This window comes from Craterilacuibacter sinensis (genome assembly GCF_009831765.1).
GTDB lineage: Bacteria > Pseudomonadota > Gammaproteobacteria > Burkholderiales > Chromobacteriaceae > Craterilacuibacter > Craterilacuibacter sinensis.
Genome location: NZ_WSSB01000014.1, coordinates 21969 through 43092, shown reverse-complemented (window position 1 = coordinate 43092; position 21124 = coordinate 21969). Strand labels below are relative to the sequence as shown.

33 protein-coding genes are annotated in these 21124 nt (G+C 60.0%); 28 read left to right on the top strand and 5 right to left on the bottom strand.

Features of this window, described 5'->3' with window-relative positions; all coding sequences use genetic code 11:
* The first annotated feature begins 34 nt into the window (after positions 1-34).
* From GQF02_RS13695 to GQF02_RS13675, 5 genes are read left to right on the top strand one after another with little or no spacing between them, the layout of a single operon-like run.
* Positions 35-511 (top strand): head completion/stabilization protein, encoded by a 477-nt coding sequence (locus GQF02_RS13695; RefSeq protein WP_160797906.1) that lies wholly within the window; start codon positions 35-37, stop codon positions 509-511.
* On the top strand, positions 511-723 hold the full coding sequence (locus GQF02_RS13690; protein WP_160797905.1) for a tail protein X: 213 nt from the start codon (positions 511-513) through the stop codon (positions 721-723). Before GQF02_RS13695 ends, GQF02_RS13690 begins: the two co-directional genes overlap by 1 nt.
* 2 nt (positions 724-725) lie before the next feature.
* Positions 726-1100, top strand: coding sequence for a putative holin (locus GQF02_RS13685; RefSeq protein ID WP_160797904.1), 375 nt, complete (start codon positions 726-728; stop codon positions 1098-1100).
* Complete coding sequence (locus GQF02_RS13680; protein ID WP_160797903.1) at positions 1097-1456, top strand: phage holin family protein; 360 nt, start codon at positions 1097-1099, stop codon at positions 1454-1456. Before GQF02_RS13685 ends, GQF02_RS13680 begins: the two co-directional genes overlap by 4 nt.
* Positions 1447-2247 (top strand): N-acetylmuramidase domain-containing protein, encoded by an 801-nt coding sequence (locus GQF02_RS13675; RefSeq protein WP_160797902.1) that lies wholly within the window; start codon positions 1447-1449, stop codon positions 2245-2247. The genes GQF02_RS13680 and GQF02_RS13675 overlap by 10 nt, the downstream gene beginning before the upstream one ends.
* Here the strand turns inward: GQF02_RS13675 and GQF02_RS16240 are convergent.
* Positions 2217-2570, bottom strand: a complete 354-nt coding sequence (locus GQF02_RS16240) for a hypothetical protein (protein WP_220789487.1) — start codon at positions 2568-2570, stop codon at positions 2217-2219. The two genes, GQF02_RS13675 and GQF02_RS16240, sit on opposite strands and share 31 nt — an antisense overlap.
* On the opposite strand from GQF02_RS16240, the gene lysC reads away from it, so the two are divergent.
* From lysC to GQF02_RS16020, 11 genes are all read left to right on the top strand, one after another.
* Entirely contained in the window at positions 2569-2850 is a 282-nt protein-coding gene (lysC, locus tag GQF02_RS16235) for an Rz1-like lysis system protein LysC (RefSeq protein ID WP_220789486.1), read from the top strand. The genes GQF02_RS16240 and lysC overlap by 2 nt on opposite strands.
* Positions 2847-3062: a hypothetical protein gene (locus GQF02_RS13665; protein ID WP_160797898.1), complete on the top strand. Its 216-nt coding sequence runs from the start codon at positions 2847-2849 to the stop codon at positions 3060-3062. The genes lysC and GQF02_RS13665 overlap by 4 nt, the downstream gene beginning before the upstream one ends.
* Positions 3059-3271: a TraR/DksA family transcriptional regulator gene (locus GQF02_RS13660; RefSeq protein ID WP_160797896.1), complete on the top strand. Its 213-nt coding sequence runs from the start codon at positions 3059-3061 to the stop codon at positions 3269-3271. Before GQF02_RS13665 ends, GQF02_RS13660 begins: the two co-directional genes overlap by 4 nt.
* Positions 3268-3741, top strand: coding sequence for a phage tail protein (locus GQF02_RS13655; RefSeq protein ID WP_160797894.1), 474 nt, complete (start codon positions 3268-3270; stop codon positions 3739-3741). Before GQF02_RS13660 ends, GQF02_RS13655 begins: the two co-directional genes overlap by 4 nt.
* Positions 3722-4165: a phage virion morphogenesis protein gene (locus tag GQF02_RS13650; protein ID WP_160797892.1), complete on the top strand. Its 444-nt coding sequence runs from the start codon at positions 3722-3724 to the stop codon at positions 4163-4165. The genes GQF02_RS13655 and GQF02_RS13650 overlap by 20 nt, the downstream gene beginning before the upstream one ends.
* A 79-nt stretch (positions 4166-4244) precedes the next feature.
* Positions 4245-4916: a phage baseplate assembly protein V gene (locus GQF02_RS13645; protein WP_160797890.1), complete on the top strand. Its 672-nt coding sequence runs from the start codon at positions 4245-4247 to the stop codon at positions 4914-4916.
* The gene (locus tag GQF02_RS13640; RefSeq protein ID WP_160797888.1) at positions 4913-5275 is read left to right on the top strand and encodes a GPW/gp25 family protein; all 363 of its coding nucleotides are present in this window, start codon (positions 4913-4915) and stop codon (positions 5273-5275) included. Before GQF02_RS13645 ends, GQF02_RS13640 begins: the two co-directional genes overlap by 4 nt.
* Before the next feature lies 1 nt (position 5276).
* On the top strand, positions 5277-6185 hold the full coding sequence (locus tag GQF02_RS13635) for a baseplate assembly protein (protein ID WP_160797886.1): 909 nt from the start codon (positions 5277-5279) through the stop codon (positions 6183-6185).
* Positions 6178-6798 (top strand): phage tail protein I, encoded by a 621-nt coding sequence (locus tag GQF02_RS13630; protein WP_160797884.1) that lies wholly within the window; start codon positions 6178-6180, stop codon positions 6796-6798. Before GQF02_RS13635 ends, GQF02_RS13630 begins: the two co-directional genes overlap by 8 nt.
* A 3-nt stretch (positions 6799-6801) precedes the next feature.
* Positions 6802-8907, top strand: a complete 2106-nt coding sequence (locus GQF02_RS13625; protein ID WP_160797882.1) for a phage tail protein — start codon at positions 6802-6804, stop codon at positions 8905-8907.
* A gap of 2 nt (positions 8908-8909) precedes the next feature.
* Positions 8910-9623, top strand: coding sequence for a hypothetical protein (locus tag GQF02_RS16020; protein ID WP_235930200.1), 714 nt, complete (start codon positions 8910-8912; stop codon positions 9621-9623).
* Positions 9624-9876: 253 nt separating this feature from the next.
* Here GQF02_RS16020 and GQF02_RS13615 read toward each other — a convergent pair whose 3' ends face one another.
* On the bottom strand, positions 9877-10299 hold the full coding sequence (locus tag GQF02_RS13615; RefSeq protein WP_160797880.1) for a hypothetical protein: 423 nt from the start codon (positions 10297-10299) through the stop codon (positions 9877-9879).
* 168 nt (positions 10300-10467) lie between these two features.
* Here GQF02_RS13615 and GQF02_RS13610 point away from each other — a divergent pair, with 168 nt between their 5' ends.
* Positions 10468-10677: a Com family DNA-binding transcriptional regulator gene (locus GQF02_RS13610; protein ID WP_160797878.1), complete on the top strand. Its 210-nt coding sequence runs from the start codon at positions 10468-10470 to the stop codon at positions 10675-10677.
* Positions 10625-11419, top strand: coding sequence for a DNA adenine methylase (locus GQF02_RS13605; protein WP_160797876.1), 795 nt, complete (start codon positions 10625-10627; stop codon positions 11417-11419). Before GQF02_RS13610 ends, GQF02_RS13605 begins: the two co-directional genes overlap by 53 nt.
* A 264-nt stretch (positions 11420-11683) precedes the next feature.
* Here the strand turns inward: GQF02_RS13605 and GQF02_RS13600 are convergent, their stop codons facing one another.
* Complete coding sequence (locus GQF02_RS13600) at positions 11684-12091, bottom strand: helix-turn-helix transcriptional regulator (RefSeq protein WP_160797874.1); 408 nt, start codon at positions 12089-12091, stop codon at positions 11684-11686.
* A 129-nt stretch (positions 12092-12220) separates the two neighbouring features.
* Here GQF02_RS13600 and GQF02_RS13595 point away from each other — a divergent pair, with 129 nt between their 5' ends.
* The 7 genes from GQF02_RS13595 to GQF02_RS13565 are packed head-to-tail and all read left to right on the top strand — an operon-like array spanning position 12221 to position 18613.
* Positions 12221-13393 (top strand): phage tail sheath protein, encoded by a 1173-nt coding sequence (locus GQF02_RS13595; protein ID WP_160797872.1) that lies wholly within the window; start codon positions 12221-12223, stop codon positions 13391-13393.
* Between the two features lie 45 nt (positions 13394-13438).
* Positions 13439-13948, top strand: a complete 510-nt coding sequence (locus GQF02_RS13590; RefSeq protein ID WP_160797870.1) for a phage major tail tube protein — start codon at positions 13439-13441, stop codon at positions 13946-13948.
* Between the two features lie 55 nt (positions 13949-14003).
* Positions 14004-14300 carry a phage tail assembly protein gene (locus tag GQF02_RS13585; protein WP_160797868.1) on the top strand — a complete coding sequence of 99 codons (297 nt, stop codon included), beginning with the start codon at positions 14004-14006 and terminating at the stop codon, positions 14298-14300.
* Between the two features lie 8 nt (positions 14301-14308).
* Positions 14309-14425: a GpE family phage tail protein gene (locus GQF02_RS13580; RefSeq protein WP_160797866.1), complete on the top strand. Its 117-nt coding sequence runs from the start codon at positions 14309-14311 to the stop codon at positions 14423-14425.
* Complete coding sequence (locus GQF02_RS13575) at positions 14422-16971, top strand: phage tail tape measure protein (protein WP_160797864.1); 2550 nt, start codon at positions 14422-14424, stop codon at positions 16969-16971. The genes GQF02_RS13580 and GQF02_RS13575 overlap by 4 nt, the downstream gene beginning before the upstream one ends.
* Positions 16972-16973: 2 nt before the next feature.
* Positions 16974-17417, top strand: coding sequence for a phage tail protein (locus tag GQF02_RS13570; protein ID WP_220789484.1), 444 nt, complete (start codon positions 16974-16976; stop codon positions 17415-17417).
* Positions 17414-18613, top strand: coding sequence for a phage late control D family protein (locus GQF02_RS13565; RefSeq protein ID WP_160797862.1), 1200 nt, complete (start codon positions 17414-17416; stop codon positions 18611-18613). The genes GQF02_RS13570 and GQF02_RS13565 overlap by 4 nt, the downstream gene beginning before the upstream one ends.
* An 88-nt stretch (positions 18614-18701) precedes the next feature.
* Here the strand turns inward: GQF02_RS13565 and GQF02_RS13560 are convergent, their stop codons facing one another.
* Together GQF02_RS13560 and GQF02_RS13555 are read right to left on the bottom strand one after the other, a co-directional pair.
* Positions 18702-19649, bottom strand: coding sequence for a hypothetical protein (locus GQF02_RS13560; RefSeq protein WP_160797860.1), 948 nt, complete (start codon positions 19647-19649; stop codon positions 18702-18704).
* Positions 19649-19993, bottom strand: a complete 345-nt coding sequence (locus GQF02_RS13555) for a helix-turn-helix domain-containing protein (RefSeq protein ID WP_160797858.1) — start codon at positions 19991-19993, stop codon at positions 19649-19651. The genes GQF02_RS13560 and GQF02_RS13555 overlap by 1 nt, the downstream gene beginning before the upstream one ends.
* A gap of 72 nt (positions 19994-20065) precedes the next feature.
* On the opposite strand from GQF02_RS13555, the gene GQF02_RS13550 reads away from it, so the two are divergent.
* From GQF02_RS13550 to GQF02_RS13540, 3 genes are read left to right on the top strand one after another with little or no spacing between them, the layout of a single operon-like run.
* On the top strand, positions 20066-20257 hold the full coding sequence (locus GQF02_RS13550; RefSeq protein WP_160797856.1) for a hypothetical protein: 192 nt from the start codon (positions 20066-20068) through the stop codon (positions 20255-20257).
* Between the two features lie 51 nt (positions 20258-20308).
* Positions 20309-20761: a YmfL family putative regulatory protein gene (locus GQF02_RS13545; protein ID WP_160797854.1), complete on the top strand. Its 453-nt coding sequence runs from the start codon at positions 20309-20311 to the stop codon at positions 20759-20761.
* Positions 20762-20763: 2 nt separating this feature from the next.
* Complete coding sequence (locus GQF02_RS13540; protein WP_160797852.1) at positions 20764-21042, top strand: ogr/Delta-like zinc finger family protein; 279 nt, start codon at positions 20764-20766, stop codon at positions 21040-21042.
* The last annotated feature ends 82 nt before the right edge of the window (positions 21043-21124 follow it).

Genomic DNA, 21124 nt, shown 5'->3' with positions numbered 1-21124 from the left:
AAAGCCCCCTCCACCGCCCCCACCCGGAGCCGACATGCTAATCCAACCCGCCAATCCACCCGCAACAGGCAGCCAGATCGATGGCAATGCCATCCGTTCCGGCACATTCTGGCCCGAGCTGGATCCGGTGGCCGCTCGTGCAGCCATGCGTCTGGACGGTACGGTTACTGCAGAGCGCCTGCGTGGTGCGCTGATCGAGGCGATCGCCAGCGTCAACAGCCAACTTGCAGACTGGCGCCGTACACAGCAATCCGCCGGTTATGCCGGTCTGGACGCGGTACCTGCCGATGATATTGACGGCACCTCCATGCTGGTGCAGCGCTGGCAGCGTGCCGTGCTGTGCGATGCCACGGCCACTCTAACCGAGCGCTATCGCAGCTTTGATAGCACTGCAGCCGGTAACAAGAAGGCAGACGAGCTGGACACCACCGTCGATGACCTGCGCCGCGACAGCCGCTGGGCCATCAGCGATATCACTGGCCAGCAGCGCACCACGATCGAGCTGATCTGATGCGAGTCATTGCCAACCAGGGCGACACCGTCGACCAGATTTGCCAGCGCCACTATGGCCGAACTGCCGGTATCACCGAGCAGGTCTATGCAGCCAACCATGGACTGGCAGACCTCGGCCCGATCTTGCCGCTAGGTACTGTCGTCACCTTGCCCGATTTACCAACTCAGCCAGCTGCAACAACCCGCCAGCTGGTCAACCTATGGGACTGAAAATGGCAGAACCCGCCTCCACCACTGTAGCTACCGCCGCCATCACCGGTGTCAGCCTGCTGGCGCTGTTTCCCGGCCTAGATGCCGGTGCCGTCCTTGGCGCATTTTCCGGCGCGGCCGTGTTCGTCATGTCCAGCCGTGAGCTGGGGGGCATCCAGAAGTTGATCTTCCTGTTTCTGGCCACTATCGCCGGCCTGATTGGTGCAACGCTGGCCGCTGACCTTATTGCCACCGTGTTGCCTGCCAGCGTCAAAGTGTCCATCGGCGTCGGTGCCCTGGTTGCTTCTGCCCTGGTGATCAAAGTGCTGATCTGGATGATCAACAAGGCCGACAACCCGGCCGACCTGTTGTCTGGTCTGAAAGGGGGCGGGAAATGACCACCACCATGCTGCTCAATGCACTGCTGGCCGCCGCCATTTGCCTGCGCCTGATCCTGTTCCGCCGCGAAGGCGGTACCCACCGGCCGCTGGCCAGCATGCTGGCGTATGTCCTGACCGTTGCGTCCGGTGCCTTCGCCATTGCCATCCTGCTGCTTTGTCTATTGCCGGACTTCACGCAAGCAGCCATCGATCTGCTGCTCACCAGCATCGGTTATGCACAGACGCTGCTTAATCTTGTGCTGTGCCTGGCCATCGTCGCCATGCGCGGCAATGTAGTTGAGCTGTTCCGACGCAGCGACGATATCTCCGATAACCCCATCACCCGCTGGCTGAGGAAAGAAAAATGGCTGTAATCATCAAGAAGGGAGACCACGGAAGCGCCGTCCATGATCTGCAGAGTCGGATCAATCTGCACGGTACACGCCTGATCGTCGATGGCTGGTTCGGCGATGCCACTGAGGCCGCCGTCGCAACTATCCAGCGTCGCGCCGGATTGGTGGTTGATGGTGTGGCCGGTCCCAAGACCATGGCAGTGCTGCGTGGTGAGGATTGCAACCGACGTTTGAAGGAAGCGGACCTGCAAGCCGCTGCTGATCGCCTGGGTGTGGAACTTGCCTGCGTCAAGGCGGTGAATGAAGTAGAGTCGCGCGGCTCCGGTTTTCTGGACTGTGGCCGCCCGGTCATTCTGCTGGAACGCCACGTCGCCTACCGCCAGTCCAAGGCGTCAGGTCTGCCAATTGATACGCTGGCGCTGCGCTATCCAAACCTGGTCAGTCCGAACCGTGGCGGTTACGCCGGCGGCACGGCAGAGTGGTCACGCTTCGATAATTTGCGCAGTGTCACCACCCAACAGATCGCCGTCGAATCCTGTAGCTGGGGCTTGTTTCAGGTGATGGGCTACCACTGGCAGACGCTAGGTTATGCCAGCGCAGATGACTTCCAGCTGTTGATGATGTTTAGCGAGGCAAATCAGCTCGATGCCTTCATCCGCTTCATTGAGGATGATCCGGCCCTGCTCAAGGCACTGAAGGCTAAGAAGTGGGCCGAGTTTGCCCGTCGGTACAATGGACCGGCATACAAGGAAAACCTCTACGACGCCAAGTTGGCCGCTGCCTATGCCAAGGCTGAAAGGTTGGCCGCATGAGCTGGATCCGCGACAACCTGAAATGGCTGGCTGTGCTGGTCTGCTCTCTGTTGGCCGCCGGCGCCGGCTTCACCATCTGGCAGCAGCAGAGTGACAACACAAAGCTGACGCAACAGCTTACCGCCTCCAACACCCAGCGTGATCTGCTGACTGGCCAGCTCAAAACGGCTGAGACCACGATCAGCACGCAAAGCGGCCAGATCCTCGCCCTGGTCGAACTTAATCGGCAGCAGTCGGCAGACGTCGCTGCCCAGCTGCAGCGCCTCGACACCATCACCCGCAACGCGACGGCGCGCGCCGTCAAACTGGAAGCTATCACCCATGAAGACGAAGCTGCTCGTATTTGGGGCGACACTCGCCTGCCTGACTCAGTTGCCAGCCTGCTCGACAACACCGCCAGCGGTGGTGATCCCGCCAGCCAAGCCGATCGTGACGCAGGCCTGCGCGCCGGTAGTGGCGTGCCGGATCCCGGCCAATCGCCCGCTGGTCAACCGCCAGCTGGCACAAAGCCTGCTGGACACGCGCGCAGCACTTGAGGCCTGCGCTATCCAGGTCGACACCCAACTTGCCTGTCAGCAACGCACTGCGAGCAATCACCAATGAGTCACGCCATCACCATCACAGCGCTGCTGCTGGCCTTCGCGCTGGCCGCATCGCCCGTCGCCTGCACCATGCACCGCCAGCAGTTGGTCGCAGATGCGATCGCATCCGGTGTCGAGCCGATCGCCGCACGCTGCGGCATCGAGGGGCCGATGCATGACACCAAGGCTGACACCACATGCATCATCAAGGCCATGGAGAAGGGCACGCGATGACAGACATTTTCGACCGTGCCCAGGAGCTGGAGCAGCGCCAGCGTGAAACGGCGCTGGCACGCCAGGCTGAAGCCGCCCGCCGGCGTGGAGGCAGTCTGAGCCACTGCTACGACTGCGGCTACGAGATCCCGCCGCTGCGTCGTGAAAAAGTACCCGGCTGCACTCGCTGTGTTGAGTGCCAGGCCGCTGCCGAGAAAGCCATGCGATGAACAAGCCCGCCAGTTGCCGCGCTGCCATAGAGGCGGCTTTGCCATACCTGAAAGACGAACCCGACCGCTTGGTGATGTTCATCGAAGCGGGTCAGATTGCCTCTGGCCTTGGTGGCCCCAGCTTCGAGTACCGCTACACGCTGACAATCGGCTTGCTCGACTTCAACCAGCACCCGGACACGGTAATGATCCCGCTGCTGCAGTGGCTACGCGCCAACGAGCCAGCTGCTATGCAAAACCCGGACAGGGCAAAGGAGGCCATCACCTTCGAAGCCGAGATCCTCAACCACACCACCTGTGATTTGCGCCTGCAGCTGAAGCTGACCGAGCGCGTTAGCGTTACCAGCGATGGCACCAACACCATTGCTACCCATCTGCCAGAACCTGACCTGGGTAAGACGTGGCCAATGGCGGAGCGACTGCGGATTTTCGTGAAGGACGAGCTGGTATATGACAGTACAGCGGTTTGAGGATCAGCTCGCCGGCCTGCTGGCCAATATGGATGGCAAGGCGCGCCGTGAGCTGGCGCGCGAAATTGCAAAGCAGATGCGCCAGAGCCAGCAGCGTCGTATCGCTGCCCAGCTCAACCCGGACGGTACAGCATTCGAGAAGCGCAAGCCGCAGATCCGCGAGCGGAAAGGGAAACTTCGCCGCACCATGTTCGCCAGGCTGCGCACCGCCAAGTACCTCAAGACCGAGGCCAAGCCAGACGCAGCCGTGATCGGCTTTGTCGGTGAGGTGGAGCGCATTGCCCGCGTTCACCAGTATGGTCTGCGCGACCGCGCACAGAAGGGCAGCCCCGATGTGCAGTACCCAATCCGCCAACTGCTCGGCTTCACCGATGTCGATATTGAGGCCGTCAGCGACGCGACCATCAAGCATTTGGCACGATGACACCCGCTTCACGTCGTGCCAGCAGCCTGCACGACGACTATCCCGCGACCAGCCACCGCGCGCGCGGCACACTCGCCGTATGGACGAAATCGCAGACCTCATTCGCCGGCTGGAAAGCCTGATCCGCTACGGCACCATCGCCGAAGTGCAGATGGCACCACCGCGCGTACGCGTGCAATCTGGAAAGCTGATCACCGCCTGGCGGCCGTGGGTTTCCCTGCGTGCCGGCGATACGTCTGAATGGGACCCGCCGACGGTGGGTGAGCAGTGTGTGTTTTTCAGTCCAAGCGGCGATCCATCCACCGGCTTTTCCCTGGTCGGCCTGTTTTCAGATGCCCACCCAGCCCCATCTAGCAGTCCGGATGAGCACGTCCGTGCATATCCTGACGGTGCCCGCATCATCTACAACCATGCCACCGGCGCACTGTCGGCAACCGGCATCAAGACGGGCCTGATCGGGGCCGCCGAGAAATGCACCGTCGACTGTCCGCTAACCGAGTTCACCGGTGACGTCCACATCCTGGGCAAGCTCACCGTTGACGGAGAGACCTTGCTCAAGGCGCTGCTCACCTACATGGCCGGCATGGCTGGGCAAGGTGGAGACGCCGGCGCTAAGACCGTCATCAAGGGCGACGTCGAGTTTGATGGCGACTTCCACCACAAGAGTGGCAGCTTCACTTCCGATGAGATCCTGCAAGATGGCCATACGCACCGAGACAGCATCGGTGGCATGACTGGAGGACCGCAATGACCGCCCGCTATATCGGTCTGAATGCAGCCACCGGCGCTCAGCTTAGCGACCTCGACCACATCAAGCAGAGCATCGCCAAAATTTTCAACACCCCCATCGGTACCCGCGTCATGCGCCGCGACTTCGGCAGCCTGATTCCGGATCTGATCGACCAGCCGCTCAATGGCAAAACCCGCATGCAGCTGATGGCCGCTACCGCCATGGCCATCGCATCCTGGGAGCCTCGGGTGGCGCTTAATAGCGTCATTCTGCAGCAGGGCGATGAAGCCTCATCCTTGTACGCCGACCTTGATATCACTCGCCGCGATGGCCCGGGCGCCGGCCAGCGCAGCAAGCTGCAGATTCCCATGAAAGCCTGACATGCCATCTGTAGACCTCACCCAGCTGCCCGCGCCGAAGGTGATCGAGGAGATCGATTACGAGACCCTGCTGCAACAGCGCAAGAATCGCCTGATCACAGCAGTGCCGGCCGACATCCGCGACCAGGTTGCTGCCACGCTGGCTCTGGAAACCGAACCGCTCACCATTTTGTTGCAAGAGAATTCCTACACCGAGATGATTCTGCGCCAGCGCATCAACGAAGCAGCCAAGGCCGTCACCTTGGCTTACGCGCTTGATAGTGATCTTGACGTGATTGCGGCCAATCTGGACACCGAGCGCAAGATTATCCAGCCAGCAGAACCCGATGCGGCACCGCCGGTGCCGGAAGTCATGGAGAGTAACGACGAGTTCCGAGCACGTGCACAGCTGGCCTTCGAAGGACTTTCTGTCGCAGGACCGCGCGGTGCCTACGAATTTCATGCGTTGTCTGCAGACCCACGTGTGGCCGACGTGAAAGCCGTCAGTCCGGCTCCATGCGAGGTTGTCGTCACGGTACTGGCTCGCGCCGGCGATGGTGCGGCACCGGCCGATCTGGTGACTGTCGTAGCAACAGCCCTAGACGATGAAGACATCCGTCCGGTTGGTGATTTTGTCACGGTACAAAGCGCTGCGATCGTGCCGTATGTCATCGAAGCGACCCTATTCTTTTTCCCGGGCCCAGAAGCCGAGCCTATCCGCGCCGCGGCCGAAGCCTCGCTGCGGGACTTCATCAGCAAACAGCGCCGTATCGGCAGGGATATCCGACGCTCGGCGATCTACGCCGCACTGCACGTCGAAGGCATACAGCGCGTGGAGCTGGCCAAGCCATCTCAAGACATCGTGATTACTACCAGCCAAGCGGGACACTGCACCGGCTACACCCTAACCATGGGCGGCGCCGATGAGTAAAACCCTGCTGCCGACAGGATCCACTCCGCTGGAAAAAGCCGCCAGCAGCGCCATGGCGGAGTTCATGGCACTGCCAGTGCCGCTGCGCAACCTGTGGAACCCTGAGCGCTGCCCGGTGAACATGCTGCCCTACCTCGCCTGGGCCTTGTCGGTAGACCGCTGGGATGAAAACTGGCCGGCTCACATCAAGCGCCGGGTGATCAAGACCTCGTTCTTCGTCCACCAGCACAAGGGCACCATCGGCGCCTTGCGCCGTGTGGTAGAGCCGCTCGGCTACCTGATTGAGGTGGTTGAATGGTTCCAAACCAACCCGTGCGGACCACGCGGAACGTTCCGCCTAAAAGTCGGCGTGCTGGAAACCGGTATCACCGACGAGATGTACCAGGAGCTGGAGCGCGTCATCGACGACGCCAAGCCGCTGTCGCGCCATTTGGTCGGCCTCGCTATCAGCCTTGAATCGCGGTGCCGGCTTTACATCGGCCTGTCGTCCTATCAGGGCGAGATCACCACCGTCTACCCGTACACCCCGAGCGAGATTGTCGTCACCGGCATCGCTGCGTTCGGCGGCGGCACACATACCATCGACACACTCACTATCAGGGGGAGCCACTAACCCATGGCACAAACCTATTTCGCTATCCTCACCGCGATCGGTGAGGCCAAGCTTGCCAACGCCACCGCCCTCGGCACTATGCTGCAGCTCACCAAAATGGCAGTGGGAGATGGCAACGGAGCCACGCCCATCCCGAACCGAAATCAGACCGCCTTGGTACATGAAAACCGCCGTGCCCCACTGAATACCTTGTTCGTGGATCCGGCCAACGCCAGCCAGATTATCGCCGAGCAGATCATCCCGGAAGACATCGGCGACTGGTGGATCCGCGAGATCGGCCTGTACGATGCTGCCGGTGATCTGTGTGCTGTGGCCAACTGCCCGGATACCTACAAGCCGGTGTTGTCATCTGGCTCGGGGCGCACCCAGATTATCCGTATGGTGCTGATCGTAGCGAATACCAGCTCGGTCGAGCTCAAGATAGACCCGTCGGTCGTGCTAGCGCCGCGCAGCTACGTCGACCAGGTGATGGCCGGCCATCTTGTCGAACAGAACCCGCATCCGCAGTACACCACAGACGCCGAAGTTGCAGCGCTGATCGCAGCCGAGATCAACAAGCTGGATGGAAAGCAGTCAGTGCGCGTTGCCACCACAACGTCAATTATTTTGAGCGGGCTGCAGACGATCGACGGAGTTGCACTCGTGGCTGGCGACCGCGTGCTGGTAAAATGCCAGTCGGCAGCGAAGGATAACGGCATTTACGTGGTCGCTGTAGGTGCATGGTTCCGGTCTACTGATGCTGACATCAGCATCGATGTCACGCCGGGCCTGTTTGTGTCGGTTGACCAGGGAACCGCGAACGCGGACTCTATCTGGCAACTGGTGACCGATGCGCCGATCACGCTGGGTACGACCGGCTTGGTCTTTGAAATGTTCGCTGGCAAGTCAGGTGTGGCAGCTAACACGTACCGTAGTCTCACTGTTAATGCGCGTGGACAGGTGATTGGAGGTGCCAACCCGAATACGTTAGCTGGCTACGAACTAGTCGAGCAGATTGTGAGTCAAGCAGCCACCGCATTCACCAGCGCCGGCACGGCGTTGGCATATACGCTGACGCCAAGCATGGCGCTTGGCGCGCTCGCGGCCAATACCCGCTACAGGATTAAATTCCACACGGCGAACAGCGGCGCAGCGTCGACGCTTTCGGTGTCTGGGCTGGCAGCGAAGAGCGTCAAACAGTACGACGCCACTGGTGCCAAGGTCTCGGCGGTGATCAAGGCGGGACAGTTGGCTGATGTCGAGTACGACGGCGCAGACTGGGTGATTGTCGACCCTCTTCCGACAATGCTTCTCCCCGCCGGACTTCCGCTTGACTGGATAGGCATCACTCCGCCGCCGTGGGCCGTCGTGCGTGACGGATCGGCGCTGACCAGAACCAGCTACGCCAGCTTGTACGCCGCGTTGTGCCCGACGCGCAGCGGCACGCTAACCAGCGGTTCGGTCAACGTCACCGGCCTGTCGACCACGCTCGATATGTGGGTTGGCATGCCGGTCGAGGGGGCTGGGATTCCAGCCGGCGCAACCGTCGCCAGCATCACCAGCGTCAGCGCAATCACACTGTCGGCCAACGCGACCGCATCCGGCGCGCAGACGCTGACGCTGTTCCCGTTTGGTTATGGCAACAGCGGCTCAGCGACGACGTTCGGGGTGCCGGATGACCGCGGCTTGCATACCCGATCCTACGACTCCGGCCGCGGCTATGAGCAATCGACGCTGACGGCCAACATGACCAATGCCAGTAACGCGCTGTCTGGCATCAGCAGCACACGCGGCTTATACGCCGGCATGCCGGTGTCAGGTCCCGGAATTCCGGCAAACACATCAATAGTCATAATAAGCGCGAATATTGTCTACATTAGCAATAATGCAACGGCAAGCGCCACGGCAGCTGCGCTAACAGTTACTGGGCGGCAGATTGGAGCGGAAGGTATGGACGAAATCAGGTCGCACAAGCACTTGCAGTCATATGACCTGACAGGTGCTAGCGGCTCAGCCGGAGGTCTTGTGGGTACTATGTACGCAACCAATTCGTTTACCAGAGATTCAGGCGGACCAGAAAACAACGTCAAGCGCCGCATTTACCTGCCCATCATCACTATTGGAGCCTGAGCATGGTCATTTACCTCTATCACGCTGACAACGGCACCCTCCTGGGTGAGAGCGTGGCACACGAGTCTCCGCGCGAGCCGGGCGTATTCCTGTTACCGGCATTCGCCACCTTCGACGCCCCGCCGTCAATTGGCGAGCGCGAGGCGGCTGTTTTTGCCGATGGCGCGTGGGCTACCGTCCCCGACTGGCGCGGTGTCGCCCTGTGGTCGACCGCGAGTGGTGCACCGTTGGTCATTGGTGAGCCGGGCGTGACGCCTGTAGATGTAGCCGCCACCGATATTGCACCGCCAGGCCCAGAGTTCCTCTGGGATGGAGCGCGCTGGCTGATCGATGCTGGGCGACGCATGCAATTGTTGATTGCGTTGCAAGAGCGACGAGCGGCCGAGGTAAACGCCAACGCATCTGGCCGGCTAGCTACGCTGTCTGCGGCATACCCTGATGGCGAGGTGCAAAGCTGGGGACAGCAGACGCGCGAAGCCGAGGCGCTTGCCGTCAATCCGTCCGCACCTGCTCCGCTGTTGACCGCTATCGCTAGCGCACGTGGTTTGCCGCTTGCAGATCTCGCCGCACGTGTACGCGAAAAGGTACAAGCCTATGCCGTGGCCAGCGGTCAGATCATTGGTCAGCGCCAGGCGCTGGAAGACGCCATCCATGCGGTTGATCTTGCCGCGCCGGATGCGGCTGCGCAGCTGGAGGCGATCAAATGGCCTGCCTGATCCGCTTGATGATGTGGGCGCTTGCCGCAGTTGCTGGCCTGTTCGCTATAGCCTGGTCATTCCTTGCCGTTCTGGCGGGAAGTCAGCGTGCGGTGCGTGTGGCGGTAGCGAGGATGAGACCATCAGCAGCCGTGCAGGCAAGGGTGTCTTGCATGGCGTGTGGCACTGGTGCCTGTTGTGCCGCCTGCTCGACAAGATCGACCCCGGACACTGCGCGAAGTCGATAGAATCTGATGAAGGCGTGGCTGGCTGATTAGAGGGATAAGCCTCTGCTGCGGATTGGTGCTGCCTTTCTCGTCGAAATCGCAGCGCCATATGCAAGCCTAAACTCGATTATCTTGTCAATTTCAAACAAGAATCCACGATTTTCAAAGGCGCTTCGTGGGAAGTAGTGCGCTCTGACTGGGCCCGCATCAACGAGAATGAACTGTTCGTTCATGCCGAGCAGTTTTCCGGAGTATGAGTGGCCATCTATTCCTGCTTTTGCTTCGAACCCCCGATTTTCTGCGAGCTGCAGGATGTTTGTTCTGGCCAGTTCAAGGGCGTTAGCGTGGTATTCCGCATCTCCTTTGGTAGGCCATGGGCCGCTGATCTGGGTACCCTCTGAGTTGAACACATACCAGCCATCTTGCTTAGGCGGCTGATTTTCTATTTTTTGTACGTTGTAGTAGGCCATTGGGCGCTCCTGTTGTCTGAGGAATGAGTAGCATGACAAATTGCTAGGAGACGCCGCAAGTGGCCTAGCCATGAAATAGTGGCCGACCAGGTGTTCCACCACCCGGTCAGCCTCTCCCAACCCACTGACTAGACCAGTGAGCCGAAAGCCAGAGAAAAGGCTCACACCATGCAAGACATCCGCTGCGGTCAATGCAACCGCAAGCTGGCCGAGGGCCAGATCATCACGATCAAGATCAAGTGCCCTCGCTGCCACACGCTGAATTCACTGAGCGCCACGCGTGCCGAACCAGAACGCCACCGAGCGTCGCCACCAAGAGCAAACCATGAGCAGCAGTCCCATCATTCCGTGGCTGGGCGGCAAGCGCCGCCTGGCTGACAAGCTGATCCCGCTTTTCCCGCCTCACGAGTGCTACGTCGAGGTATTCGCTGGCGGTGCCGCGTTGTATTTCCTGCGGCCGATGCCGGCACAGACCGAGGTGCTAAACGACATCAACGGCGACCTGGTCAATCTCTACCGGGTGGTGCAGCACCACCTGGAGGAGTTCGTCCGCCAGTTCAAGTGGGCCATCAGCAGCCGCCAGATCTTCAAGTGGCAGCAGCTTACGGATCCCGCCACCCTCACTGATATCCAGCGCGCAGCGCGTTTCTACTACCTGCAGCAGCATGCCTTCGGCGGTAAGGTGGACGGACAGACCTTCGGTACTGCCACCACCGGCCCGGCAATCAATCTGTGCCGTATAGAGGAGAACCTCAGCGCTGCCCACTTGCGCCTGTCTGGCACCTACGTCGAGAACCTGCCGTGGCAGGAAGTCATGCGCCGCTACGACCGTAGCCACACCTTCTTCTACTGCGACCCGCCGTACTGGCAGACCGCCGGTTATGGCGTCGACTTCGGCTTCGAGCAGTACCAGGAGTTGGCGGCGTTTATGCGTAGCTGCAAGGGTAGGGTGATGGTGTCTATCAACGATCACCCGGATATCCGCGCCTGTTTTGACGGCTTCAACATGGAAAGCCTGGGCATCAAATACGCCGTGTCCAACAACCACGGCGAGGCACAAACCAGCCGCGAGCTGGTGATCACGAACTGGTCTCCGGATGCGTTTGCTGGGTTGTTTTAAGACGTTCGGTATCTGGGATACGAAGCATGCCAGCTTCGTATTTCAGGGCAGCAGAAACACTGCGGCAAAAGAAGTAGATGGAGTTGTCATCTGCGCTAGAAGAAAGCGACACACCGAGCTTTTCAAGACATAGGCAGACATTATCGATGGTGTCTGCCGGTGAAGTACCAATAAGTGGATTGATAGATCTGGTTTCGGTTCTGCTATGGGACATTCTATTTGTTTTTCATTAAATGCAACGTAATGGCATTTTGATTGAATAAATCAGAATTTCATATTGGCGGAAAAGCCAATGCCGGTGATCGCGGCGACAAGTGCCAGCCGATTTGCCGTTCCGGTCTTGCGTTGCATATTCTCGATATGAGCGCGCACCGTGCGCACGCTGCAACCGAGCTGCAACGCCAGTTGTTTGTTGCTTGCTCCGAGCTGCAGAAACCGGCTCAACTCCTTTTCTCGTGGCGTGAGTTTTGCCAATGCATCCTCCGATGCAACACCGGCCTGAGCGGCCGACTGCATCATGTTGAGCAGTGCGCTGGCGACCGCTGCTTGATCAACCCCGCACGTCACAACATCGTTGGTCTTCCTCTTAACTCGACGAAAAACAAAGTGCATATCGCAATCATCAACCGACTCAACGATCGAGTAGAGTTGAGTGGCGGATGGCTTATTCATGTGTACCTCTTGATGTTTTTATCAACGTAGTCGGTAAATGTTGTGCCAGCTACCGGCACAGCAAGCCAGCGCAGACCCTTACGCCTGCGCGCGGCACACTCGGCATGCATCCTAACGAAGGAGAAAAGCATGCCTACCGATTACCACCACGGCGTCCGTGTCTTTGAAATCAACGAGGGCACCCGCACCATCCGCACCGTCTCCACGGCCGTCATCGGCCTGGTGGCGGTAGCGGAGGACGCCGACGCCAGCTACTTCCCGCTGGACACCCCCGTCCTGATCACCGACGTCAACGCGGCCATCGGCAAGGCTGGCACCACCGGCACGCTGGCCGCCGCGCTTGATGCCATCGCCGACCAAGCCAAGCCTATGGTCATCGTAGTACGCGCCAAGGAAGGCGCGGACGAAGCCGAGACCACCAGTAACTTGATCGGCACCACCACCGCCGAAGGGAAGATGACCGGCATGAAAGCGCTGCTGTCGGCGCAGACCCGCTTTGGCATCAAGCCGCGCATCCTTGGCGTGCCGGGCCTCGACAGCCTGCCGGTCGCCACCGAGCTGGCCAGCATCGCCAAGAAGCTGCGCGCCTTCGCCTATGTATCATCCTGGAACTGCAAGACCAAGGAAGAGGCGGTCACCTACCGCGAGAACTTTGGCCAGCGCGAAGTCATGGTTATCTGGCCTGATTTCGTGAACTGGGATACCACCGCCAACGCTGAGGTCACTGCCAGTGCTGTAGCCCGGGCGCTGGGTCTGCGTGCTTACCTGGACGAGACGGTTGGCTGGCACAAGACGCTGTCGAACGCGCCGGTGGAGGGTGTGCAGGGCATCAGCCGCGACGTGTACTGGGATCTGCAAGACCCTGCTACCGATGCAGGGTTTCTCAATGCTGCCGATATCACCACGCTGATCCGCCGCGACGGTTTCCGCTTCTGGGGCAGCCGCACCTGCTCGGCGGATGCGCTGTTTGCCTTTGAAAACTACACCCGCACCTCCCAGGTGCTGGCGGACACCATGGCCGACGCGCATTTCTGGGCAGTAGACAAGCCGATGCACCCCACCCTGGTACGCGACATCGTCGAAGGCATCAATGCCAAGGGCCGTGAGCTGGTCGGCAACGGCTATTTGCTTGGCTTCAATTGCTGGTACGACGCGACGATCAATACCACGGACACGCTCAAGGACGGAAAGTTGTATCTCGATTACGACTACACCCCGGTACCGCCGCTCGAAAACCTGATGCTGCGCCAGCGCATCACTGATCGTTACCTGGTGGAATTCGCCGCCAAGGTCGGCGCCTGATAACCCGCCCCCGTCTTCGGGCGGGGGATACCGAAAGGAAGCCAGATGGCACTCCCACGCACCCTGCGCATGTTCAACGTATTCGTGGACGGCGTCAGCTTTGTTGATCAGGCGCTCGAGCTCAAGCTGCCCAAGATCGCCATGAAGACCGAGGAGTACACCGGGGCCGGCATGCTGGGCCCGGTCAAGTTGCTCAAGGCAATCGAAGCCCTCGAGATCGAGCACACCTACAACGGGCCGATCAAGGAAATCGTCGCCGGCTTCGGTGCTGAAAAGCACGATGCCAGCTTGCTTCGCTTCATGGGTAGCTACAGCGAAGAAGGTAGCGGCACAGATCAAGCGGTCGAGATTACCGTACGCGGCCGCCACAACGAGTTCGACCAGGGCGACGCCAAGGCCGGCGAGAACGGTAACTGGAAGGTCAAGTCCGATCTGACCTACTACAAGCAGACCGTCAACGGCGAGGTCTGGCTGGAGATCGACGTGGTTCACAAGATCTTCATCGTCATGGGCGTTGACCGCCTCGCCGCCCACCGCAAGAACATCGGCTTGTAACCACATTGCTGCCGGCCGCGTGCCGGCAGCGCTCTGAACGATTAAGGATTCCCTCATGCAAACCACCAAGACCATCACCCTCGACACCCCGATCAAGCGCGGTGACGACACCATCACCGCCGTGGAAGTGCGCAAGCCGGCTTCCGGCGAGCTGCGCGGCTGCAATCTCACCGACCTACTGCAGATGGATGTGGTCGCGCTGACCAAGGTACTGCCGCGCATCACGTTGCCGGGGCTGACCGAGAGCGAGGTGTCCAAGATGGACCCGGCCGACATGCTGCAGATGGGTACCGAGGTATCCGGTTTTTTGTTGCCGAGTCGCATGAAGCCGGCGGACTTCCAGCCCGAGTAGAAGACCCGATGGCTGACATCGCCACGGTGTTCCACTGGCCGCCGGCGGCGATGGACGCCTTTTCCCTGACTGAACTAATGGAATGGCGCGAGCGCGCCAGGCAACGAAGCGGAGCCGACGAGTGAGCAACATTCGAAACCTGAAGCTGGAAGTGGTCCTGTCCGCGATCGACAAGGCCACCCGTCCGATCAAGGCGGTGATGGGCAGCTCGTCCGGCCTCTCAAAGCAGCTCAAGGACACCAAGGACAAGCTCAAGGATCTGAATCAGGCGCAGGGTAGCATCAGCGCCTTTCGCACCTTAACAAAGGATGCCAAGGCAGCCGGAGAAACGCTGGCGGCCGCACGTCAGAAGCTTAAGGAAATGAATGCGCAGATGGCAGCGGTTGGTCCACCGACCGAGGCCATGACACGCAAGCTCAAGAGCGCAGAGATCGCGGTGGAAAAGCTCACCCTGGCCAACCGCAAGAAGATCGACGCCGCCAAGGCCGCCAAGGCTGCGCTGGACGCCAACGGTATCAGTGCGGCCAAGCTGGGTGCCCACGAGCGAGAACTGGCTGCCAAGATAGACCAAGCCAACGCCGCCATGGAACGTCAGCAGGACAAACTTGCCAAGCTATCTGCCATGCAAAATCGGCAGCGCACAGCGCGAAGCCGCTACGAGCAGTCGCTAGAAAACCGCGACCGCATCGCCGGAGCAGGCGCGACCACCATGGCAGCGGGTACCGCCGCAGGTCTGCCGATCGTGAAGATGGTCCGCGACTACTCGAGCTACGAAGACGCCATGCTGGGCGTGGCACGGCAGGTAGAAGGCGCACGCGACGCCAACGGCAAGCTCACCGCCACTTATTACCAGATGGGCGACGCCATCAAGGCGATGGCCGAAAAGATCCCGATGGCCACCACCGAGATCGCGGCGCTGGTGGAAGGGGGCGCCCGGATGGGTATCAAGGGTAAGGCGGATCTGCTCGCCTTCGCCAAGACCGCCGCGCTGGCCAGCACGGCGTTTGACCTGCCGGCCGACCAGATCAGCGAAGACCTGGGCAAGATCGCCAACACCTACAAGATCCCGATCAAGAACATCGAGCAGCTGGGCGACGTCATTAACTACCTGGACGACAACGCCCAGTCCAAGGGCGCCGACATCATCAACGTGATGCAGCGTATTGCCGGTAGCACCGGCAACATGAACTTCAAGGAAGCGGCCGCCCTGGGGAGTACATTTCTGTCGCTGGGTGCCTCGGCTGAAGTCGCCGCTACGGCCACCAAGGCCATGGTGCGAGAACTGGCCATCGCAGAGAAACAGCCCAAGCGCTTTCAGGCCGGTTTGAAAGAGCTGGGGCTTAACGCCAAGCAGGTGCAGGCCGACATGGCCAAGGACAGCACCGGCACCATCCTCAATGTGATGGAGGCGGTGAAGAAGCTGCCGGAAGCCACGCGCATGGGGGTGATGGTAGATCTGTTCGGCAAGGAATATGGCGATGACGCTGCCAAGCTGGCCGACAACCTTGCCGAGTACCGTAAGCAGCTGGCTCTGGTGAACGAGGCCAAAGCAAAGGGCAGCATGGGGCGCGAGGGCGATGCCAAGAACGACACGCTATCCGCGCAATGGCAGATGACCCAGAACAAGCTGTTCAACCAGTCCAGCGAGCTGGGAAGCACGCTGCGCCAGCCGCTGATGGAGGTGATGGAGACCACAGGTAACGTACTGAAGTCTGTCGCAGAATGGACCAAGGCCAATCCGGAGTTGACTGCGACGCTGGTCAAAATCGCGGCAGTATTGGCAGCAGTAATGGTGGCAGCGGGCGGTGTCATGCTGGCAGTTGCCGGCATCATCGGGCCTTTCTTGGCCGCCCGATTCGCCATGACCATGTTCGGTATCCAACTCACCAGTGGCATCGGCATCATGGGCAAGCTGGGTGCATCCCTTGGTATGGTTGGCCGTGTCATTGCCTTTGTCGGTCGCCTGTTCCTGCTCAATCCGATCGGGCTCGTTATCACCGCCATCGCCATCGGTGCCTATCTGATCTGGCGCAACTGGGACACCCTCGGCCCGAAGTTCGCTGCGTTGTGGGGTGCAATCAAACAGGCCTTCGCCAGTGGATGGGAATGGATCAAGACCAATGCGAGCGGTGCATTCAACTGGTTTCTCGCCTTGCCAGGCCGTTTCATGACTCTGGGCAGCCAGATTATGCAGGGGCTGGTAAATGGCATTACCACGGGGCTAGGTGCGGTCAAGGCAGCGATTACCGGAGCCGGCGAATCCACCATTGGCTGGTTCAAACAGAAGCTGGGTATCCACAGCCCGAGCCGCGTCTTTGCCGAGCTGGGCGGATTCACCATGGAAGGGCTGCAGCAAGGTATCACTGGGGGTCAGGGCGGCCCGCTCGGCGCGGTGATGAACGTGGCCAAGAAGCTGACGTCGGCCGGCGCCGGCATCGCCATTGGTGCGGCCAGCGGACTGGCTGGCGCGGTCACCATGGATACGCGACCACCCATCAGCGCAATGCGTGCGCCGGTTGCAGCCAGCGCTGCCCAACCTATCCAGATTACAGTCAACCCGGCACCAGGCATGAGCGAGCAGCAGCTGGCCATGCTGGTTGCCAGGGAAGTTGAACGCATCCAGCGCCAGCAGGCTGCACGCAGCCGCAGCCGCCTCACTGACAAGGATTGACCATGCTCGGCTTACCCATGATGGCCCTCGGCCTGTTCGTGTTCATGCTGGAGACCGTGCCGTACCAGCAGTTGCAGCAACGCTTCGCCTGGCGCCTGCCCAGCAACAGCCGCATCGGCAAGCGGCCATCCCACCAGTTTCTCGGGCCGGACGATGAATGCATCACGCTATCCGGCGTGCTGATGCCCGAGCTAACCGGCGGCGATACCGCGCTGGCGTTGCTGAAGCTGATGGCCGACCAGGGCAAATCGTGGCCGCTGATCGAGGGCACCGGCATGATCTACGGCTTCTACGCTATCGAGAGCATCGACACGACCAGAAGTGACTTATTCAGCGACGGGAAAGCCCGTCGTATCGAGTTCACCATTAGCCTGAAGCGCACCGATGACACCCTGCTCGATACGCTGGGTTCCGTGACGCGTGGCATGCTGGAGCTGGTTCTATGAGCATCCAGGATCTGCTCGCCAAAGGCGAGGATCTCTACCAGCAAGGCGCACAGGCAGTCGGCGACCTGGCTGACACCGTGGCGGATTTCGCTGGCGCCGGCCAGCTGCAGCAGCCCGCCTACCGGCTGCTACTTAAGGGCAAGAACATCACCGCCACTTTTGCGGGCCGGCTGATGTCGCTCACCATCACCGATAACCGTGGCTTTGAGTCCGACGAGCTGGAGATCGTACTGGATGATGCCGACGGCAAGCTGGAGCTGCCGCCGCGCGGCGTGGTGCTGGAGGCGGCCATTGGCTGGCAGGGCAGGGCACTGGTGGACAAGGGCAGCTTCACGGTAGACGAGGTGGAGTACGCCGGCGCGCCGGATACGCTCACCATCCGCGCCCGGGCCACAGACCTGCGTGCCGGCATCGCCACCAAGCGCGAGCGCAGCTGGCATAAGACCACGCTGGGCAAGATCGTGGACGCCATCGCCAAGGCCAACGGGCTGATACCGTGCATCTCCGGCTGGCTGGCCAAGCGCCCGGTTGATCATATCGACCAGACAAACGAGAGCGACGCTAACCTGCTCACCCGCCTGGCGCAGCAGCATGACGCGATCGCTACGGTGAAGAGCGGCCGGCTGCTGTTCATCAAGGCAGGCGACGCAGAGAGCGCGACCGGCAAACCCTTCCCGCTGGTGAAGATCAACCGGGCCAGTGGCGACCGCCACCGCTTTTCCGTGGCTGACCGCAATGCCTACACGGCGGTGAAGGCCTACTGGCACAACCTGGACAAGGCGGAGAAGGGCGAAGTGATCGTTGACGCCAACACCCAGTTCGAACGGCGCAAGGGCGTGACCAAACGCGGCAAGCCAACCAAGCGCAGCCACCTGACCGCCACCCAGGTGAAAGCCACCGAGCCCAGTGCGCAAAACTTCAAGTTGCTGCGCCACATCTACGCCACCGAGGCTACCGCCCTGCAGGCGGCCAAAGCAGCCTGGGAGAAGCTGCAGCGCGGCGTGGCCGAGTTCAGTATCACGCTTGACCACGGCCGGCCGGAGATATTCCCCGAGTTACCGGCCAGGGTGAGTGGCTTCAAACCGGCGATCGACAGCTGTGGCTGGCTGATCAGCAAGGCCACGCACTGTATCGCTGACAGCGGCTTTACTACGGCGCTTGAGCTGGAGATGCGGCTGGAGGATCTGACGGCCTGACTATTCACTAACTGTTTCTGTGGATAACCATGCGGATAATGTTGGTCGCAGCCAAAGACAAAGCGCCTCACGTGGAGGCGCTTATTTTTTAGATGGCACTCTTGTTGAATTCCTTTACTGATTCAGCCCAACTGAATGCGTCATCAACCTCGCCGGTATCCTCAGAAGTTACCTGCCCTATCACGCGATCAAGGCGGAAGGTACGCAATGCTCGGCGACTCTGACAGACGCCCTGAAAATATTCATCATCCAGCACGCGCACCACCACACTTCGATCGGAGAACTTACCATCTGCGTTAAGGTAGCTGAACCTGATGGCGTCCAGCCTGTTACCGGTAATACGGCTTTGACTCTGCTTCTTCTGACGGCGCTTGACCTTTGGTGGTTCGTTCTCGATCAGCGGTGCCAGTGCCTGCCAGCCATGCATATCAGCAAACGACTTTCCTTGCGCCAGTGCCTCGACCAGATCAAGCACGTCCAGCGACTCCCGTACAGATATCTCTCCATCCTCCAGTACCTCATCGAGGTGACTGGATAGCAGCCGTGCAAGTTCATCCTGCTTCACTTGTTGGTGGCTTATCAGCCAGCGATGAAGCGAGTGGATCTCCTCATCATCCAGCGTTCCGTCCGCGACCAACTCCCTGCACAACTGGCGTAGCTCGTCCAACATGCCAGTATGGATCGAGGTTTTCTTGGCCCGATTATGCACATCACTGCGTTGGCTGCTGGTTAGTTTGTTAAGTGAAGATTTGCTGATGATGGATGTGTTATGACCTGAAAAAGTAGCAGGTGCGCCACCTTTTGCCTGAACGAACATCCCTCCAACAATGGCCAACGACAGCAGCCACTGCCACCAGGATGGGCTGTCAGCACTGAGTAGTGCTATGACCATGCCAGCCACAATGTTGGCGAAGACAAAGCCGACCAAGTGGCGTATTAGAAAGCTTTTGCCACGCTGCTTTAGATCGGCTGCCATAGCAACCCAAGCAAAGTAAAAGGTACCTGCGAACAGCAGCAGCCCGAAGAAGGCCACCATTACACATCCTCCTGCCGGATTGCAGATCCATAGGCTCGGTAGAACCCCAAGATCGCTGCGCGCAACTCATCCGGGCTATCGCGCCAGGCACCAAGAATCATCATCTCATCCGGCGACATGATGCCGCCTGTTCCCTGGCTACCAGTGATGACGTAGAGCACATCAACGCCATATTCAGACCATTGCTGTAAAGCTTCTGCCTTGGGAGAACTATCCCCATTTTCATATGAGCAAAGGGTGCTGAAACCAACACCTCCACGCTTTGCCATCTCGGTCTGGGTAAGTCCCAAGCGGTTACGCTCCTGACGTAATCGCTTACCTATTTCTTGATTTCGACTATTCATCTATTGCCTTTTAGTCGTTTTGGAGTAATATCCGGCTTGTGAATATCGCAATTCCACAATGATGACACAAACATGAGCATACCTAAACGCCGCGCCCCTGCTGGGGTGAACATCGACCTACCGGTCACCGTACGATTCATGCCTGAAGAGCGCGACGCATTGATCGAGCTGTCCCGGCAGGATGGCAGGACAAGAGGCAGTTTCGTTCGCATGATTTATCTCATTGGCCTTGCCGAGTGGAAACGCCAGCTCGGCATCAAGTAACCATAGATCGACTTTGCGAATAGCAACACCACAAGGGACAGGAGACAGGTTGTGGACAAGATCCGAGGCAGCTTACAAATGATGTGCCGCGCAACAAACGGCGGCTGGGCCGGCATGGCGGCAACGCAAGGGATGAGCCTGACGGCACTTGAGAACCGCGTGTATGCCCGCAAGGGGCAGGAAATCACCGTTTCATGTGCCATGGCCATGCAGTCGGCCAGCGGTACAACTTACTTTGCCGAGGCGGTGGCACAAGAAAGCGGCGGCCTGTTTATCAGGCTTCCAACCGCCGAGGCTGTCGGTGCCGAGGATATCCAGGAGCAGTTCATCCAGATGCTGGAGAAGGCGGGCGAGTTTGCCGCCGAGTGGCGCCGCGCCACGGCGGATGACGAAGTGAGCAAGCGCGAAAAGCGCCAGCTGGGCAGCCTGGCAACAGACCTGTGCCGCCATGTGCACGAGATCCTCCACACCACCTTCAAAATCTTCTGCAAGCAGGACGCGTAATCATGCCTTCCATCTGCACCAGCTGCGGCGAAATTGCCAACACCCGATGGAGCCGTCGCCTGTCCATCTCGCTGATCGAGCGTTACTACCAGTGCACCGACCCGGTATGCGGGCACACCTTCAAAGCCATTGAAGAGTCGATCGAAACCATTTCTCCCTCGTCTATCGCCGAGCCCATCCAGCGACTGCCGCAGTCCAGCCGGGCCAAGCTGGCCGCGATCCGGATCGCCATGCTCAGGGATAAAGGTGATGAGCAGATTCCGCTGGCGCTAGACAGTTAAACCGCTGGCCTAGCCACACACAACAACTTAACACCGACCGTCACAGCCTGTTTTAGGCCGTGAGGGGATTGTCTTGCCTACG